The following is a 14592-nucleotide window of genomic DNA, read 5'->3' as shown; positions in this document are numbered from 1 at the left end:
TTGCGGGGGTGTGAGCCGCATGGATGCGGCGACCAAGCCCCCAAGGATGGGTTCACGGCGCCCCCCGCGGGCCCACCCCCGCCGCTCACCTGCACGCAGGCAATGGAAACGCCGTTGCTCTGCGCTTTTGCGCGTCAGCGATAGCTGATCGTGGCCTGCGTGCCGATGCCGGGTTCGCTGGTGAGGGCGATCTTCCAGCCGAAGCGGTCGCACAGGCGGCGCACGATCGACAGGCCCAGGCCGGTGCCCTGCGGGCGGCTGGGTTCGGCGCGGTAGAACGGCTCGAACGCGCGCGACAGCGCTTCGGCCGACATGCCGATGCCGGTGTCGCGCACCACCACCCGGTCGTCCAGCACGTCCACGTCGATGCGGCCTTCGTCGGTGTAGCTGCACGCATTGCGCAGCAGGTTGCTGACCACCACCTGCAGCACCCGCGGCGGCGCGTGCAGCTGCACCGGCCCCTCGCTGTGCAGGTGGATCTCCACCGGCCGGCCCGCGATAAGCTCGCGCGCGTTGTCCACTTCGTAGCGCACGATCTCGTTGACGTCGAACAGCTCGATCTGCGGCTCCACGTCCGCCTCGCGCGCCAGGATCAGGAACGCATCGATCACCGCCTCCATGTCGCGCCCTGCGCGCTGGATGCGGTGCAACCCGCGACGCAGCCGCGGCGTCATGTCCTGGTCGCCCAGCGCCATGTCGCTGGCCACCCGGATCACGGTCAGCGGCGTGCGCAGCTCATGGCTCGCATCGCGGGTGAAGTTGCGCTCGCGCGCCACGTGCGCGGTGACACGCGTGGCCAGCGAATGCAGGGCCGCCGCCAGCTGCCGCGTTTCGCCCTGCATGTCAGCCGGCAGCTTGTCCGGCGCCAGGTCAGACGCCTCCGGATGGCCCGGGTTCCAGCGCGATACCCGCCGCGCCAGCCAGTTCACCGGCGAGACCAGCCGCTTCGACGCCCGGTAGGTGATCCACGACGCCCCATACACCGCCAGCAGCGTCAACAGCACCGGCACGATCCCGAACCAGAACGCCAGCATCTCCGCGCGCGAACGCAGGAACACCAGGTACAGCTGCCCTTCCGGGCGTGCATCGACCAGCACCAGCTGGTCGTCGGCCTTCAACTCGTGGAAGCCCGGCGCCAGCGTGCGCAGGTTGGGCGGCAGGCTCAGCGCCGACTGCCCGGCCTCCAGCAGGTAGCCGCGGATGTTGCGCGTGTTCGGCGGCGGCTGCGCGGGCGAAGCCGCGTGCAGGTCCCAGAAATAGGTCGCCTCTTCCTGCAGCGCGCTGCTGACCAGGCTGTGCTTGATCACCAGCGAGACCAGCCACGCGCCCAGCAGGATGCCCAGGCTCGCCAGTACGGCCTGCAGGATGAAGACAATGCGGATCTTGCGCGGCAGACCGTGCGGCATTACGAAGTCCAGGTCGGGTCGCCGCGATTATAGGAAAGCGCGCCGTTATTCCATCGTGCAAGCAACGACGATGCCCCGGCAAGTGCCGGGGCATCGTGTACATCGGGGCCACAGGCCCCTGCCATCATGCGCCCTGCGGTGCGGCGCATCAGCTCATCGGCTGGGCGATATCGGCAATACGGTAGCCGGCGCTCTGCACGGTGTGCAGCAGCGGACGGTCGAACGGCTTGTCGATTATCTTGCGCAGGTTGTACAGGTGGCTGCGCAGCGTGTCCGAATCCGGCAGCCCGTTGCCCCAGATCTCGCGCTCGATTTCCTGGCGGGTCACCACGCGCGGCGATTCGCGCATCAGGATGGTGAGCAGGCGCAGGCCGATGGGCGACAGCTGCAGCTCGGTGCCCGCACGCGTGGCGCGCATGCTGACCGGGTCCAGCACCAGGTCGGCGACCTTGAGCACTTCCGAGCCCACCTGGCGACGTTCGCGCCGGATCAGCGCGCGCAGGCGGGCTTCCAGCTCCTGGATCGCGAACGGCTTGGTCAGGTAATCGTCGGCGCCGAAGCCCAGGCCGGTGAGCTTGTCATCGAGCGTGTCGCGCGCGGTCAGCATCAGCACCGGCGTCGATTTGCGCGCGTCGTTGCGCAGCCGGCGGCAGACTTCGATGCCGTCCAGGCGCGGCAGCATCAGGTCCAGCACCACCACGTCGTAACTGTTCTCGGCCGCCAGACGATAGCCGTCCAGCCCGTCCTGGGCGTAGTCCACTTCGAACCCGCGGCCTTCCAGGTATTCCCCGATCATCTCGGAGATATTGCGGTTGTCTTCGACCACCAGCACCAGGCCGGAGGTTTCCTTTGTCTGACGCATGGGAGTCCCTCTTTCTTCAGCTTTGTGAAACATGCCGGATCGTCGGTGGAGGCGGTGTGAAGCCGCTCACGGATCAGTTCGGCGGGGCGTTCAACAGGGGTTTGAGCAGCGGCCAGACGTTGTCCAGCACCTTCGGCTGGGCCTTGGCGGTGGGGTGCAGGCCGTCGCCCTGCATCAGCCCGGGCTGCACCGCCACCCCCTCCAGCAGGAACGGCAGCAGCGCCACCTTGTACTGGCTGGCCAGCCCCGCATAGACCTGGCGCAGGCGGTCACGGTAGGCCGGCCCGTAGTTGGGCGGCACGTCGATGCCCAGCAGCAGCACCTTGGCGCCGGCCTTCTGGCTGGCCACGATCATCTTTTCCAGGTTGCCGCGCAGCTGCGCCGGGCTCAGCCCGCGCAGGGCGTCGTTGCCGCCCAGTTCGATGACCACCACCGACGGCCGGTGCTTGTCCAGCAGCGCCGGCAGCCGGGTCAGCGCGCCGGAGCTGGTTTCGCCGCTGATGCTGGCGTTGATGATCGCCGGCGGCGGCGTGATCTGCTGGCTAACCCGCTGCTGAAGCAGGTTTACCCAGCCCGATGCGGCCGGGATATTGTGGGCGGCACTGAGACTGTCGCCGACCACCAGCACCGCGTGCCGGGTGTCCGCACCTTTGGCACATGCCAGCGCAGGCAGCAGCAGCAACCCTGCCAGAAGCAAGAACACCTGGGCCGCGTGGCCCGCCCATTTTGCTCGGTACATTGGAGAATCCTCATCGACAGCCTGTCCCCCCGCAGCGCGCCCGTCGCCATCGCCGCCCACAACGTGGGCAAGTCCGCACGTGGCCCGGAGGGTGAAGTCCACATACTGGACAACATTGACATGACCGTCCATGAAGGCGAGAGCGTGGCCATCGTCGGCGCGTCCGGGTCGGGCAAGACCACCCTGCTCGGCCTCCTGGCTGGCCTGGACCTGCCCAGCCGCGGCGACATCGCCCTGGCCGGAGCCACGCTGGGCACGCTCGACGAGGAAGCCCGCGCGCAGCTGCGCGCCCGCGAGGTCGGCTTCGTGTTCCAGAGCTTCCACCTGCTGCCGGCGCTGACCGCTGAAGAAAACATCGCGCTGCCGCTGGAACTGGCCGGGCGCGAGGATGCGGCGCGCGTGCGCGAGGTGTTGGCGCAGGTCGGGCTGACCCACCGTGCCCGCCACTACCCGCGCCAGCTGTCCGGCGGCGAGCAGCAGCGCGTGGCGCTGGCGCGTGCGTTCGTGGCGCGGCCGCGCATCCTGTTTGCCGATGAGCCCACCGGCAGCCTGGACCAGGCCACCGGGCAGCAGATCAGCGACCTGTTGTTCGCGCTCAACGCCACCAGCGATACCACCCTGGTGCTGGTGACCCATGACCTGCGCCTGGCCCAGCGCTGCGAGCGCATCTACCGGCTCGATGGCGGCCGCCTGGTCGATGCCGCCGGAATCACCGCATGAAGGTGCTGCGCCATGCCGGGCGCGCGCTGCGCCGGGAGTTCCTCGCCGGTGACCTGCTGACCGTGTTCGCCGCACTGGTGCTGGGGGTGGCGGTGATGACGGCGGTGGGCACGCTGGTCAACCGGGTCACCCTGGCGCTGACCAGCAGCGCGGCGGAAATGCTCGGTGGCGATCTCGGCCTGGGCGGCCGCGAAGACGTGCCGCAGGCCTTCGCCGACGAGGCGCGCACGCGTGGCCTGGCCAGCACCCGCATGGTCAGCTTCCCCAGCGTGCTGTTCCATGGCGATGAGAGCCAGATGGCCAACATCAAGGCGGTCAGCGACGGCTATCCGCTGCGTGGCGAACTGCGGGTCAGCCGCGCCCCGGGCGGCGCCGGCGAAGTGGCTGGTACCCCGGCCGCCGGCGAAGCCTATGCCGACCTGCGCCTGATGCAGGCGCTGGGCCTGAAGGTGGGCGATGAACTCGAATTCGGCGCCGGCACGCTCACCGTGACCCGCGTGCTGCAGGCCGAGCCGGATACCTCCGGCGAGCTGATGCAGCTGTCGCCGCCGCTGCTGGTCAACCGCATCGACGTGGACCGCGCCGGCCTGCTCGGCCCGGGCAGCCGCGCCTCGTACCGGATGATGTTTGCCGGCAGCCCCGAGGCCATTGCCGATTTCCGTGGCTGGCTGCAGCCGCGCGCCAAGGGCCTGCGCATCGTCGGCATTGCCGATGCCCAGCGTGGCGTGCGTGGGGCATTCGACCTGGCCGGCCGCTTCCTGTCGCTGGCCGCGCTGCTGGCGGTGCTGCTGGCGGGCGTGGCCACCGCCCTGGCTGCCAACCGCTTCGCGCTGCGCCGGATCGACCAGGTGGCAGTGCTGCGCTGCCTGGGCGCACGCAATCGCGACATCCTCACCGCGATGGCACTGCAGCTGGTGCTGCTGGCCATCCCGGCCTGCCTGGTCGGGATCGGGCTGGGCATGGCCGCGCAGGCCGGGCTGGTGCAGGCACTGGGCGGGCTGATTCCGGGCCGGCTGCCGCTGCCGCAGGCGACCCCGGCGCTGAGCGGGGCCGGGATCGGGCTGGTGCTGCTGCTGGGCTTCGGCCTGCCGCCGCTGCTGCGGCTGCGCAAGGTGCCGCCGATGCGGGTGCTCAACCGCAGCTTCGCCACCCTGCCGCCCAGCTCGCTGTTGGTCTATGCCGCCGCGCTGGCGGCCACCGTGGCGCTGACCGTGCAGGCCACCGGCGATGTGCGGCTGGCGGCCTGGGTGCTGGGCGGGCTGGCTGCGCTGGCGCTGCTGGCGGGTGCGGCCGGGGCTACCCTGCTGTGGCTGCTGCGCGGCCTGCAGCCGCGCCTGCGCGGGCGCTGGAAGCTGGGCCTGGCCGCGCTGACCCGGCGCCGCGGGCTGGCGGTGATGCAGCTGGTGGGGCTGTCGCTGTCGCTGTGCGCGCTGTTGCTGCTGTCGGTGATCGGCCCCGGGCTGCTGGCCCAGTGGCGCGACCGCCTGCCCAGCGATACCCCGAACTACTTCCTGATGAACATCCAGCCCGAACAGCGCCAGGCGGTGCTGGCCGCGCTGGACGGGTTGGGCGTGCAGTCGCCGGGAATCGAGCCGTTCAGCACCGGGCGGCTGCTGGCCGTCAACGACAGGCCCCCGCAGCGGCAGGAACGCGAAGACAACAGCAACGACGATGACGACGCCAACCGCCCGGTCAACTTCTCCTGGCGGCATGATTTCCCGCCGGCCAACACGCTGTTGAGCGGCAGGTATTGGGCCGCGGGCAGCACGGCGGCCGAAGCTTCGATCGAACAGGGCTGGGCCGAGCGCTACGGGATGAAGCTGGGCGACACGGTCACCCTGCAGATGGGCGAACAGGAACGGCGCTTCACCGTGACCAGCATCCGCAAGGCCGACTGGGACTCGTTCCGGGTCAACTTCTTCCTGCTGCTCAATGAAGGGGCGGTGGGCGATGCGCCGTACAACCTGATCACCGCCTTCCACCTGCCCCGCGAGCAGGCCCCGGCACTGGCCGGGCTGACCCGCCAGTACCCGAACATTTCGCTGCTGGATATCGACAGCATCCTGCAGCGGGTGCGCGAGGTAGTGGACCGGGTGACCCAGGCGGTGCAGCTGGTGATGGGCTTCAGCCTGCTGGCCGGGGTGCTGGTGCTGCTGGCCGCCCTGCAGGCCACGGCCGGTGAACGCCGTTACGACAGCGCGGTGCTGCGCACACTGGGCGCCACCCGCACCCAGCTGCGCGGCGCGGTGCTGGTCGAGTTCGGGGCGCTGGGGCTGCTGTCCTCGCTGCTGGCGGTGGGCACCGCAGCGTTGCTGGGCAGCGTGGTGGCCCGGCAGGTGTTCGAACTTCAGCTCAGCCCGCCGTGGGGCCCGCTGCTGGTCGGCGGCGCGCTGGGCGTGGCGCTGAGCATGCTGGCCGGCTGGTGGGGCACGCGGCGGATCCTGCACACCCCGCCAGCGCTGGCCCTTCGCGAGGCATGAACGCGATTGATGACACCGGCAGGGGCCGGCCCTAGGTATGCTGCCCGCCCCTGCCCCCAGAGAATGCCCGCGATGCCCGGCACGTCGTTCACCGCTTACCTGTACCCCGTGTTGCTGCTGCTGGGCAGCAACATCTTCATGACCTTCGCCTGGTACGGCCACCTCAAGTACAAGAGCGCGCCGCTGATGATGGTGATCCTGGTCAGCTGGGGCATCGCCTTCTTCGAGTACTGCCTGCAGGTGCCGGGCAACCGGCTGGGCAGCGCGGTGTACTCGGCCCCGCAGCTGAAGGGCATGCAGGAAGTGATCACGCTGGTGGTGTTCGCGGTGTTCTCCGCGTTCTACCTGGACCAGCCGCTGAAGTGGAACCATTACGCCGCGTTCGGCCTGATCGTGGTGGCCGCGTTCCTGATGTTCAAAGAATGACGGCGCAGCCGTCATTCGGTAGCAACCGACCGTTGGTCGGTTGACGTCCCAATGGTCATTCAGGTGCTTTTTCCACCCACTGCTTGAACACCGCGTCGATCTGCGTGTCCTTGACCTTCTTGCCGTCCTGCAGGTCCTGCGCCTGGGTGAACAGCGGAATGATCATTGCCATGCCATCCAGCTTGGTCTTCAGGTGCACGCCTGGCGCCTGGCCGAGGAAGCCGTCCCAGCGCGTGCGTACCTTGGCCCAGTAATCGGCCGTTGCGGTCCAGTAGTCGTAGGCCGGCTTGAAGTCGACCTCGGTGGTGCGGTTGTAGTCGTTGAAGCCGAACTCACGCGCGATCTCCTGCTGGCTGCCGTCGGCGTTGCGCAGGATCTTGGTGTTGAACTGCTCGTGGGTCCAGCCGTTGGGCGTGAGCGTGTGCCGGTTGACCACGGCCAGCGCGTTGTAATCGCTGCGGCGGGTGTATTCGCGGCGCGGCAGCGGCCGCCAGCTGAGGTCGCTGGTCCAGGTGGCCACGCCGTTGTTGTAGTTCCACCGGCCGGTACCGCAGTAGCGCGGGGCATCGCTGACTTCATACACGCACTGGGTCCACGCGCCGGCGTTCACCGCCGGATCGATCGCACGCACCTGCCAGGTCTGGTCGGCGCTGAACTCGAAGCGGGTCGGCGCCTCGTATACCCAGTCCTGTCGCCAGTGCTTGGTCACGTGGCCGCTCTTGCCATCCACCAGCAGGTGCTGCAGCACGATGCGCTTCGGGCTGTCCTCGACCACGATCACCACTTCGTTGCCGCCGCTGCGCACGGCCGGCGCGCGCTCATAGCCGGGCTTGAGCAGCACGGTTTCATCGAAGGCGAAATCGACGATGTATTCGCCCTTCATGGCCAGGATGCTGGCGTGGTCGCGCTGCAGGTCGGAGGGCTGGGCGTGGGCGATGCCGGTGGCGGCAAGCAGCAGCCACGCGCTGGCTGTCTGGAATTTCATCGACGAAGGTCCCTTCAGGAAGGTCGGGTGGAAGAAAGGTGGACAAGCGGTACTACGTTGGACTCATCGACCCACAGCTCGCCATCGGCGCCCTCGACCCGCGCGATGCGCCGCGCGGCGGTGGCGCCCAGCACCGACAGCGAGGCCACGCTGGCGGCCAGCGCCTGGCCGTTGCGGGCGTGCAGGCGCAGTGCGCACATCCGCCAGGGCTCGCCGCCCAGGCGCGTGGCCAGCCGGCGCCACAGGCGCTCGGCCACGCCGCCATCGTTGGCCGGCTCCGGCCGTGCCGGGAACGCCGATACCAGGCGGTCCCAGGCCAGGAAATCACTGTCGGGCAGCAGGTACAGCCGCCAGCAGCAGCGCCCGCGCGCATCGGAGAAACACAGGCTTTCGCGGATGCCTTCGCTGTCCATGCCCTGGCAGGCATGGGCGGAGACGGCGTGTTTCCAGCCGCCCAGCTCGCTGCTTTCGGGGCGGTACAGGCACAGCACCGTGCCCAGTGCCGCCAGCTGTTCCGGGGAAGGCAGCTGGCCAGGGCGCAGGTACCGGTCGGGGGTTCGCAGTGCGGAAAGGGCTCGGCTCATGATGGCTACCAGCTCACGGCAAGGCTGGCCGAGACGTTCCGGCCAGGGTTGGTGTAACGGTCGATCACCGTGCTGCTGGAGGCCAGCGCGGAGGTGATCGCGGAGTAATCGATGTAGGTGCGGTCGCCGAGGTTGAACACGCCGACGTTGATCTTGGCGCCGGGGGCGAAGTCCCAGTGCGCCACCAGGTCCAGCACGCCATAGCCGGCCGGGCGGAATGCGGTGGCGCTGGCCATGCGGTCCTTGCGCTTGGCGAAGGTACCCAGCAGCTCCACGCCCCACGCATCGCGGTCGAAGGCAACACCGAGCGTGCCGCGCAGCGGATCGATCGATTCCAGCGGCACGTCTTCGGTCTTGTCCTGCCCGCGCGACCACGCCACCGCGCCGTTCAACGACCAGCCGGCCAGTGCCGCACTGAGTTCGCCGAAGTCGACGCCGGCCTTCAGCTCGGCACCGTAGATCTCCGCGTCGGCGATGTTCTGCGACTGGAACACGATCAGCCCCTGCGGGTTGATGCCGACTTGGCGCTGGGACTCGATGAAGTCCTTGTAGTCGTTGTAGTAGCCGCTCAGGCTCACGTACGCGGCCGGGGTCAGGAAGCGCACGCCCAGTTCCAGGCCGTCGCTGGTTTCCGGCTTGAGGTCCGGGTTGGGAATGGCGGTGTAACCGAACATCACGTTGGTGAAGCCCAGGTTGACGTCGTTGTACGGCGGCGAGCGGAAGCCGTGCGAGTAGCCGGCGAACAGCGACCAGTCATCTGCGAAGCGCCACACCATGCCCAGCTTCGGCGACACGCTGGTCTTGGTCAGGTCCGATACCGGCATGCCCGGGTTGTCGGCGGCGAAGATCGGGTCCACGTCCGGGCGCAGTTCGTAGTGGTCCACGCGCACGCCCGGCACCAGCGAGAAGCGGCCATCGGCGAAGCGCATTTCATCCTGCACGTACAGGCCCAGCTCGGTGGTTTTGCTGATCGGGAAATCGCGCACCGGGAACGCATCGGGCAGGATCGTGGTGCTGGTCTGGCCGTTGGCCAGCACCTGGTAGCCGTCGCGCTTCTGCCGCGTTTCGGTCCAGGTGCCATCGAAACCATAGGTCAGCGCGTGCTCGACCGCGCCGGTCTGCAGGGCCTTGTGGAACGCGGCCTGCAGCCCGTACACGCGCTGGTCGAAGTTGAACTCACGGTGGCGCGTGGTGCGGTTGGCGCGCTGTTCGTCGGTGCGCTGGGTGGTTTCGCTGTCCTGGCGGTACAACTGCCAGGACAGGCTGTCGGCGAAGCCCGCAGCCAGGTTCTCCATTTCGTGCGCGAACGACACCCGCGCGCGGGTCTGGTGGTCACGCGCCTGCATGCCGGTGGTGGTGGTGTGGTCGATGGCCGACAGCACGTCGGTGTCCACGCTGTCTTCGTTGCCTTCCACCGTCAGCCGGAAGCGCTGGTCCTCGCTGGGCGCGTAGACCAGCTTGCTGAGCACGCTGCGGCCATCGCGGTCCTGCGGGTTGGCGGCGGTGCGGGTGCGGTCGCTGCTGCGCACATCGCCCATGCTCTCGGTTTCCTGGCCCTGGCGATGGTTGACATTCACCATGCCGCTCCAGTGGTCGCCGCCGAAGGCGGTGGTGGCACTGCCCAGCAGGCCGTTCCATTCGCCGTCATAGCCGAACTTCAGGCCGACGTAACTGTTTTTGCCGTCTTTGAGGTAATCGGCCGGGTCCTTGGTGACGAAGGCCACCACGCCGCCCAGTGCATCGGAGCCGTACAGCGCGCTGGCCGGACCACGCACGATTTCGACCCGCTTGAGCGTTTCCAGGTCGGTGAAGTTGCGGTTGGCGTCGGAGAAGCTGCCGATGCTGAAGGCCTTGGGCATGGCAATGCCGTCGGTCTGGATCAGCACGCGGTTGCCATCGAGCCCGCGGATGCGGAACCCACCCAAGCCGAACCGGGCCGGGCTGCTGGTCACCGAGATACCCGGCTCGTAGCGGACCAGGTCCTTGATGTTGCGCACCAGGTGGTCGTCCAGCTGCTCGCGGTCGATCACATCGACGGTGGCGGCCACATCGCTGAGCGCACGTTCGGTGCGGGTGGCGGTGACCTGCACGCGGTCGAAGTCGCGCGCGTCGGCAGCGCCGGCGGCGGGGGCAGCGGCGTGGGCGGCGGCCATTGGCAGCGCCAGCCACAAGGCAAGGCTCAGGGCGGTAGGACGGATCATGTGGGTGGGCAGGGTCGGCTGGACGCGGAAGGAGACCCCCGACAGACGCCAGGGACCAAGCGGTCGCAGGCGACGTGCCGAGGGGGAGAGAGCGATGCAGGCGGCGGGCCGTGGGGATGCCTCGCGCGGCCGCGCGGATGCACCCCGTGGGGGAGGCGGGCCGTTATTTGGTGAGGATCAGCTTGTCGTTGCTGGTGTGGCGCAGGCGATAGAAGCGGTCGCCATGCTGGATCAGGATTTCGCGGCGACCCTTGAGCAGGGCCTCGCTGTCGATCACTTCTTCGGCCGGAACGGCGCGGACCGGGCGGTCGCGGAGGGTCAGCGTTTCGGGGCGCAGCAGTACAGCGGCTTGAGTGTTCATTGTCTGGACTCGTGCGAGGGACGAGTTAAATGATAATGATTCTCAGTTGACAATCAACAACCATTCTCATGTTCATTGATGAAATTTATGATCGATTTTAGGAAATCGATTGATGGAGCCTATCAATCGAGCCGCGCCCTGCGTGGCTGTCCGCAGGGCGCCGGCACCGCGAAGCCACGCAGGGCGTGGCTCTACGCGAAAATTGCCTCAACGCGGTTCCAGTCGGCGTCGGCGACCTGCTCCAGCACGTCGAGGGCGCCCAGGTTCTGCTCCAGCTGGCTGACCCGGCTGGCGCCGAGGATCACGCTGGAGACATTCGGGTTGCGCAGGCACCAGGCAATGGCCAGCTGCGCCGGCGACTGGCCCAGTTCGGCCGCCAGCGCGCTGTAGGCGCGCACCTTGTCCAGCCGGGCCTCGGCCGAATCGCCCAGTACCAGCTCGCGGAGCCAGCCCATCTGGGCCTGGCCCAGCCGCGAGTCCGGATCGAACCCGGCGTTGTACTTGCCGCTCAGCAGGCCCGAGGCCAGTGGCGAGAAGATCGTGGTGCCCAGCCCCGGGTCGGCGTACAGCGGCGCGTATTCGCGCTCGACCCGCTCGCGGTGCAGCAGGTTGTACTGCGGCTGCTCCATCGTCGGCAGGTGCAGATTGTGGCGTCGCGCCACGTCCACCGCTTCCTGGATCTGCGCGGCCGACCACTCCGAGGTACCCCAGTACAGCACCTTGCCCTGCCGGATCAGCGTGTCCATGGCCAGCACGGTCTCGGCGATCGGGGTGTCCGGGTCCGGCCGGTGGCAGTAATACAGGTCCAGGTAGTCCACCCGCAGCCGCTTGAGTGCGGCGTGGCAGGCATCGGTCACGTGCTTGCGGGACAGCCCATGCTGGGTCGGCCGCGGCTCGTCCACCGCGCCGAAGAACACCTTGCTGGACACGCACACCCCATCGCGGGGCAGGCGCAGGTCGGCGATCACATCGCCCATCACCTGCTCGGCGCGGCCGCGTGCATAGCCCTCGGCGTTGTCGAAGAAGTTGATCCCGTGGTCCCAGGCACAGGCAACCAGGTTGCGGGCCTCGTCACGGCTGATCTGGTCGCCGAAGGTGACCCAGGCCCCGAAGGACAAGGCCGACAGCTTCAGCCCGGACGAGCCCAGGCGGCGGTAGTGCATGCGTTTTCTCCTGCTGGATGGCTGCGCCAGGACACCGGGGCGCGGCCGGAATGAGTCGCATCAGTGTATCGCCCGGCGGGCCCGAACCCCTGTGGATACTTGCCCGATCGCGGCCGATCGCCCCCCGGACGCTGCTTTTCCTTGCCCCGCCCCGGCCGCTGCTCTAGGCTTCCCGTTTTTCGCGGCGCCCTAGGGGAAGTCTGATGGTCGAAGGTTTGGGCAGGATTGGCTTCGGCCTGTTCGGGTTGGCAGTGCTGATCGGCATCGCCTGGCTGTTCTCGAACAACAAGCGTTCCGTCGACTGGCGGCTGGTGATCACCGGTATCACCCTGCAGATCGCCTTCGCCGCGGTAGTGCTGCTGATGCCCGGTGGGCGCGAAGCGTTCTCGCTGCTCGGCGACGGCTTCGTCAAGGTGCTCAGCTTCGTCAATGAAGGCTCGCGCTTCATCTTCGGCAGCCTGATGGACACCAACCAGTTTGGCTTCATCTTCGCCTTCCAGGTGCTGCCGACGATCATCTTCTTCTCGGCGCTGATGGGGGTCATGTACCACCTCAACGTGATGCAGTGGATCGTGCGCGGCATGGCCTGGGCGATCACCAAGGTGATGCGCGTGTCCGGCGCCGAAACCACCAGCGTCTGCGCCAGCGTGTTCATCGGCCAGACCGAAGCGCCGCTGACCGTGCGCCCTTACATCGCCAAGATGACCCAGTCCGAGCTGATCACCATGATGATCGGCGGCATGGCACACATCGCCGGCGGCGTGCTCGCCGCCTACGTGGGCATGCTGGGCGGCAACGACCCGGTCCAGCAGGCCTTCTACGCCAAGCACCTGCTGGCCGCCAGCATCATGGCGGCCCCCGCCACCCTGGTGGTGGCCAAGCTGCTGGTGCCCGAAACCGGCACCCCGCTGACCCGCGGCACCGTGAAGATGGAAGTCGAGAAGACCTCCAGCAACATCATCGACGCCGCCGCCGCCGGTGCCGGCGACGGCCTCAAGCTGGCCCTGAACATCGGCGCCATGCTGCTGGCCTTCATCGCCCTGATCGCCCTGCTCAACGCCCCGCTGACCTGGTTCGGCGAGATCACCGGCCTGCAGGCCATGATCGGCCGCCCGACCGACCTGTCGACCATCTTCGGCTACCTGCTGGCCCCGATCGCCTGGGTCATCGGCACCCCGTGGGCCGATGCCACCACCGTCGGCTCCCTGATCGGCCAGAAAGTGGTCATCAACGAATTCGTCGCCTATTCCAAGCTCTCCGAAATCGTCAACGGCCAGGTCCCCGGCGTGTCGCTCTCGGCTGAAGGCCGCCTGATCGCCACCTACGCCCTGTGCGGTTTCGCCAATTTCAGCTCGATCGCCATCCAGATCGGTGGTATTGGTGGGCTGGCACCGGAGCGCCGCCACGACCTGGCAAAGTTCGGCCTGCGTGCCGTGCTGGGCGGTACCATTGCCACCTTCATGACGGCGACCATCGCCGGCGTGCTGACGCATTTCAGCTGATATCCGTTCCCGAGAAACAGTCTTTATGAGTAGCAGTGTCGTCGTAGTCGGTTCCTTCAACGTGGATCATGTGTGGCGTTGCGAATCGCTCCCGGCCCCGGGTGCGACCATCGCCGGCCGCTACAGCACCGGCCCCGGCGGCAAGGGTTTCAACCAGGCCGTGGCCGCCCGCCGTGCCGGCGCCCCGACCACCTTCCTGTGCGCCCTTGGCGATGACGCCGGCGGCGCCATGGCCCGTGGCCTGGCCGAACAGGACGGCTTCGCCCTGAGCGCCGAAGCCAGCACCGAGCCCACCGGCACCGGCGGCATCTACGTCGACAGCCGCGGCCGCAACACCATCGTGATCGGCCCCGGCGCCAACGCCGCGCTCAGCACCGCCTACATCGAGCAGCAGCGCGCCCTGCTGGCCGGTGCCAAGGTCGTGCTGGCCCAGCTCGAATCCCCGGTCGAAACCATCGAAGCGGCCCTGGCCATCGCCCGCGAAGCCGGTGCCACCACCGTCCTCAACGCCGCCCCGGCCGACGCCCCCTCCAGCATCGGCCTGCTCAAGCTCGCCGATGTCCTGACCCCCAACGAAACCGAATTCGCCGCCCTGCTCGGCCGCCATGTCGGCGAGCGCGTCGACGCCGACGACGTTGCCGCCCTCGACGGCGCCAGCCTGCACGCCCTGTGCCGCAAGCTGGTCGGCAACGGCACCGTGGTGGTCACCCTCGGCGCAGTCGGCGTGTTCGTCTCGCACGCCGAAGAGAACCTGCGCGGCGACACCCAGCCCTACTACCGCGTGGGCGCCGAACAGGTCCAGGTGCTCGACACCACCGGCGCCGGCGACGCCTTCAACGGCGCCCTGGTCGCCTCCCTGGCCCAGGACCCGGACGCCGCCTTCGCCCGCCACGTCCGCTTCGCCAACCAGTTCGCCGGCCGTTCCACCGAAAAGGAAGGCGCCGCCGTAGCGATGCCGCATTACACGCCCGCGGACGTGTAAGACCGCACGACCAACGGTCGTGCCCTACCAGAACCGGCGCAAAGCGCCGGTTTTTTTCTGCCTTTCGTCCCGTCACCGACAATCCATCAAAGGCGGGTCGGGGCGGGTTTGCGGGGGTGTGAGCGGCATGGATGCCGCGACCAAGCCCCCATGGATGGGTTCACGGCGCCCCCCGCAAACC

General features: G+C 68.3%; 13 protein-coding genes. 5 read left to right on the top strand and 8 right to left on the bottom strand.

Annotated elements, in window-relative coordinates; translation table 11 throughout:
* Positions 1-134 precede the first annotated feature (134 nt).
* The 3 genes from QMX79_RS16125 to QMX79_RS16115 all read right to left on the bottom strand — a co-directional run bounded on the left by QMX79_RS16125 (position 135) and on the right by QMX79_RS16115 (position 3007).
* Positions 135-1406 (bottom strand): HAMP domain-containing sensor histidine kinase, encoded by a 1272-nt coding sequence (locus QMX79_RS16125; RefSeq protein WP_282247633.1) that lies wholly within the window; start codon positions 1404-1406, stop codon positions 135-137.
* Positions 1407-1554: 148 nt separating this feature from the next.
* On the bottom strand, positions 1555-2268 hold the full coding sequence (locus QMX79_RS16120) for a response regulator transcription factor (protein ID WP_019182442.1): 714 nt from the start codon (positions 2266-2268) through the stop codon (positions 1555-1557).
* Between the two features lie 73 nt (positions 2269-2341).
* Positions 2342-3007 carry an arylesterase gene (locus tag QMX79_RS16115; protein ID WP_282247632.1) on the bottom strand — a complete coding sequence of 222 codons (666 nt, stop codon included), beginning with the start codon at positions 3005-3007 and terminating at the stop codon, positions 2342-2344.
* A gap of 120 nt (positions 3008-3127) precedes the next feature.
* On the opposite strand from QMX79_RS16115, the gene QMX79_RS16110 reads away from it, so the two are divergent.
* The 3 genes from QMX79_RS16110 to QMX79_RS16100 all read left to right on the top strand — a co-directional run bounded on the left by QMX79_RS16110 (position 3128) and on the right by QMX79_RS16100 (position 6633).
* Positions 3128-3727 carry an ATP-binding cassette domain-containing protein gene (locus tag QMX79_RS16110; protein ID WP_282247631.1) on the top strand — a complete coding sequence of 200 codons (600 nt, stop codon included), beginning with the start codon at positions 3128-3130 and terminating at the stop codon, positions 3725-3727.
* The gene (locus QMX79_RS16105) at positions 3724-6207 is read left to right on the top strand and encodes an FtsX-like permease family protein (protein WP_282247630.1); all 2484 of its coding nucleotides are present in this window, start codon (positions 3724-3726) and stop codon (positions 6205-6207) included. The genes QMX79_RS16110 and QMX79_RS16105 overlap by 4 nt, the downstream gene beginning before the upstream one ends.
* Positions 6208-6279: 72 nt before the next feature.
* Positions 6280-6633, top strand: coding sequence for a DMT family protein (locus QMX79_RS16100; protein ID WP_068849300.1), 354 nt, complete (start codon positions 6280-6282; stop codon positions 6631-6633).
* A gap of 55 nt (positions 6634-6688) precedes the next feature.
* On the opposite strand, the gene QMX79_RS16095 is transcribed toward QMX79_RS16100, so the two are convergent.
* From QMX79_RS16095 to QMX79_RS16075, 5 genes are all read right to left on the bottom strand, one after another.
* Positions 6689-7618 carry a DUF6607 family protein gene (locus tag QMX79_RS16095; RefSeq protein ID WP_282247629.1) on the bottom strand — a complete coding sequence of 310 codons (930 nt, stop codon included), beginning with the start codon at positions 7616-7618 and terminating at the stop codon, positions 6689-6691.
* Positions 7619-7632: 14 nt separating this feature from the next.
* Positions 7633-8202 (bottom strand): Hemin transport protein, encoded by a 570-nt coding sequence (locus tag QMX79_RS16090; RefSeq protein WP_282247628.1) that lies wholly within the window; start codon positions 8200-8202, stop codon positions 7633-7635.
* A gap of 5 nt (positions 8203-8207) precedes the next feature.
* Positions 8208-10403, bottom strand: a complete 2196-nt coding sequence (locus tag QMX79_RS16085; RefSeq protein WP_282247627.1) for a TonB-dependent hemoglobin/transferrin/lactoferrin family receptor — start codon at positions 10401-10403, stop codon at positions 8208-8210.
* Between the two features lie 163 nt (positions 10404-10566).
* On the bottom strand, positions 10567-10764 hold the full coding sequence (locus tag QMX79_RS16080; RefSeq protein ID WP_068849295.1) for a hemin uptake protein HemP: 198 nt from the start codon (positions 10762-10764) through the stop codon (positions 10567-10569).
* 191 nt (positions 10765-10955) lie between these two features.
* The gene (locus QMX79_RS16075) at positions 10956-11927 is read right to left on the bottom strand and encodes an aldo/keto reductase (protein ID WP_282247626.1); all 972 of its coding nucleotides are present in this window, start codon (positions 11925-11927) and stop codon (positions 10956-10958) included.
* Between the two features lie 203 nt (positions 11928-12130).
* Between QMX79_RS16075 and QMX79_RS16070 the strand changes: the two genes are divergently transcribed.
* On the top strand, positions 12131-13429 hold the full coding sequence (locus tag QMX79_RS16070) for a nucleoside transporter C-terminal domain-containing protein (protein ID WP_282247625.1): 1299 nt from the start codon (positions 12131-12133) through the stop codon (positions 13427-13429).
* Between the two features lie 25 nt (positions 13430-13454).
* Complete coding sequence (locus QMX79_RS16065) at positions 13455-14411, top strand: ribokinase (RefSeq protein ID WP_282247624.1); 957 nt, start codon at positions 13455-13457, stop codon at positions 14409-14411.
* Positions 14412-14592: the final 181 nt, after the last annotated feature.

Origin of the sequence: Stenotrophomonas sp. PS02300, from assembly GCF_029959395.1 — a bacterium.
Lineage (GTDB): Bacteria > Pseudomonadota > Gammaproteobacteria > Xanthomonadales > Xanthomonadaceae > Stenotrophomonas > Stenotrophomonas maltophilia_AD.
This window is presented reverse-complemented; position numbering and strand designations above follow the sequence as displayed.

Coding starts and splice junctions, on each gene's coding strand:
- QMX79_RS16125 (WP_282247633.1), bottom strand. CDS start 1,406: ATGCCGCACGGTCTGCCGCGCAAGATCCGCATTGTCTTCATCCTGCAG.
- QMX79_RS16120 (WP_019182442.1), bottom strand. CDS start 2,268: ATGCGTCAGACAAAGGAAACCTCCGGCCTGGTGCTGGTGGTCGAAGAC.
- QMX79_RS16115 (WP_282247632.1), bottom strand. CDS start 3,007: ATGTACCGAGCAAAATGGGCGGGCCACGCGGCCCAGGTGTTCTTGCTT.
- QMX79_RS16110 (WP_282247631.1), top strand. CDS start 3,128: ATGACCGTCCATGAAGGCGAGAGCGTGGCCATCGTCGGCGCGTCCGGG.
- QMX79_RS16105 (WP_282247630.1), top strand. CDS start 3,724: ATGAAGGTGCTGCGCCATGCCGGGCGCGCGCTGCGCCGGGAGTTCCTC.
- QMX79_RS16100 (WP_068849300.1), top strand. CDS start 6,280: ATGCCCGGCACGTCGTTCACCGCTTACCTGTACCCCGTGTTGCTGCTG.
- QMX79_RS16095 (WP_282247629.1), bottom strand. CDS start 7,618: ATGAAATTCCAGACAGCCAGCGCGTGGCTGCTGCTTGCCGCCACCGGC.
- QMX79_RS16090 (WP_282247628.1), bottom strand. CDS start 8,202: ATGAGCCGAGCCCTTTCCGCACTGCGAACCCCCGACCGGTACCTGCGC.
- QMX79_RS16085 (WP_282247627.1), bottom strand. CDS start 10,403: ATGATCCGTCCTACCGCCCTGAGCCTTGCCTTGTGGCTGGCGCTGCCA.
- QMX79_RS16080 (WP_068849295.1), bottom strand. CDS start 10,764: ATGAACACTCAAGCCGCTGTACTGCTGCGCCCCGAAACGCTGACCCTC.
- QMX79_RS16075 (WP_282247626.1), bottom strand. CDS start 11,927: ATGCACTACCGCCGCCTGGGCTCGTCCGGGCTGAAGCTGTCGGCCTTG.
- QMX79_RS16070 (WP_282247625.1), top strand. CDS start 12,131: ATGGTCGAAGGTTTGGGCAGGATTGGCTTCGGCCTGTTCGGGTTGGCA.
- QMX79_RS16065 (WP_282247624.1), top strand. CDS start 13,455: ATGAGTAGCAGTGTCGTCGTAGTCGGTTCCTTCAACGTGGATCATGTG.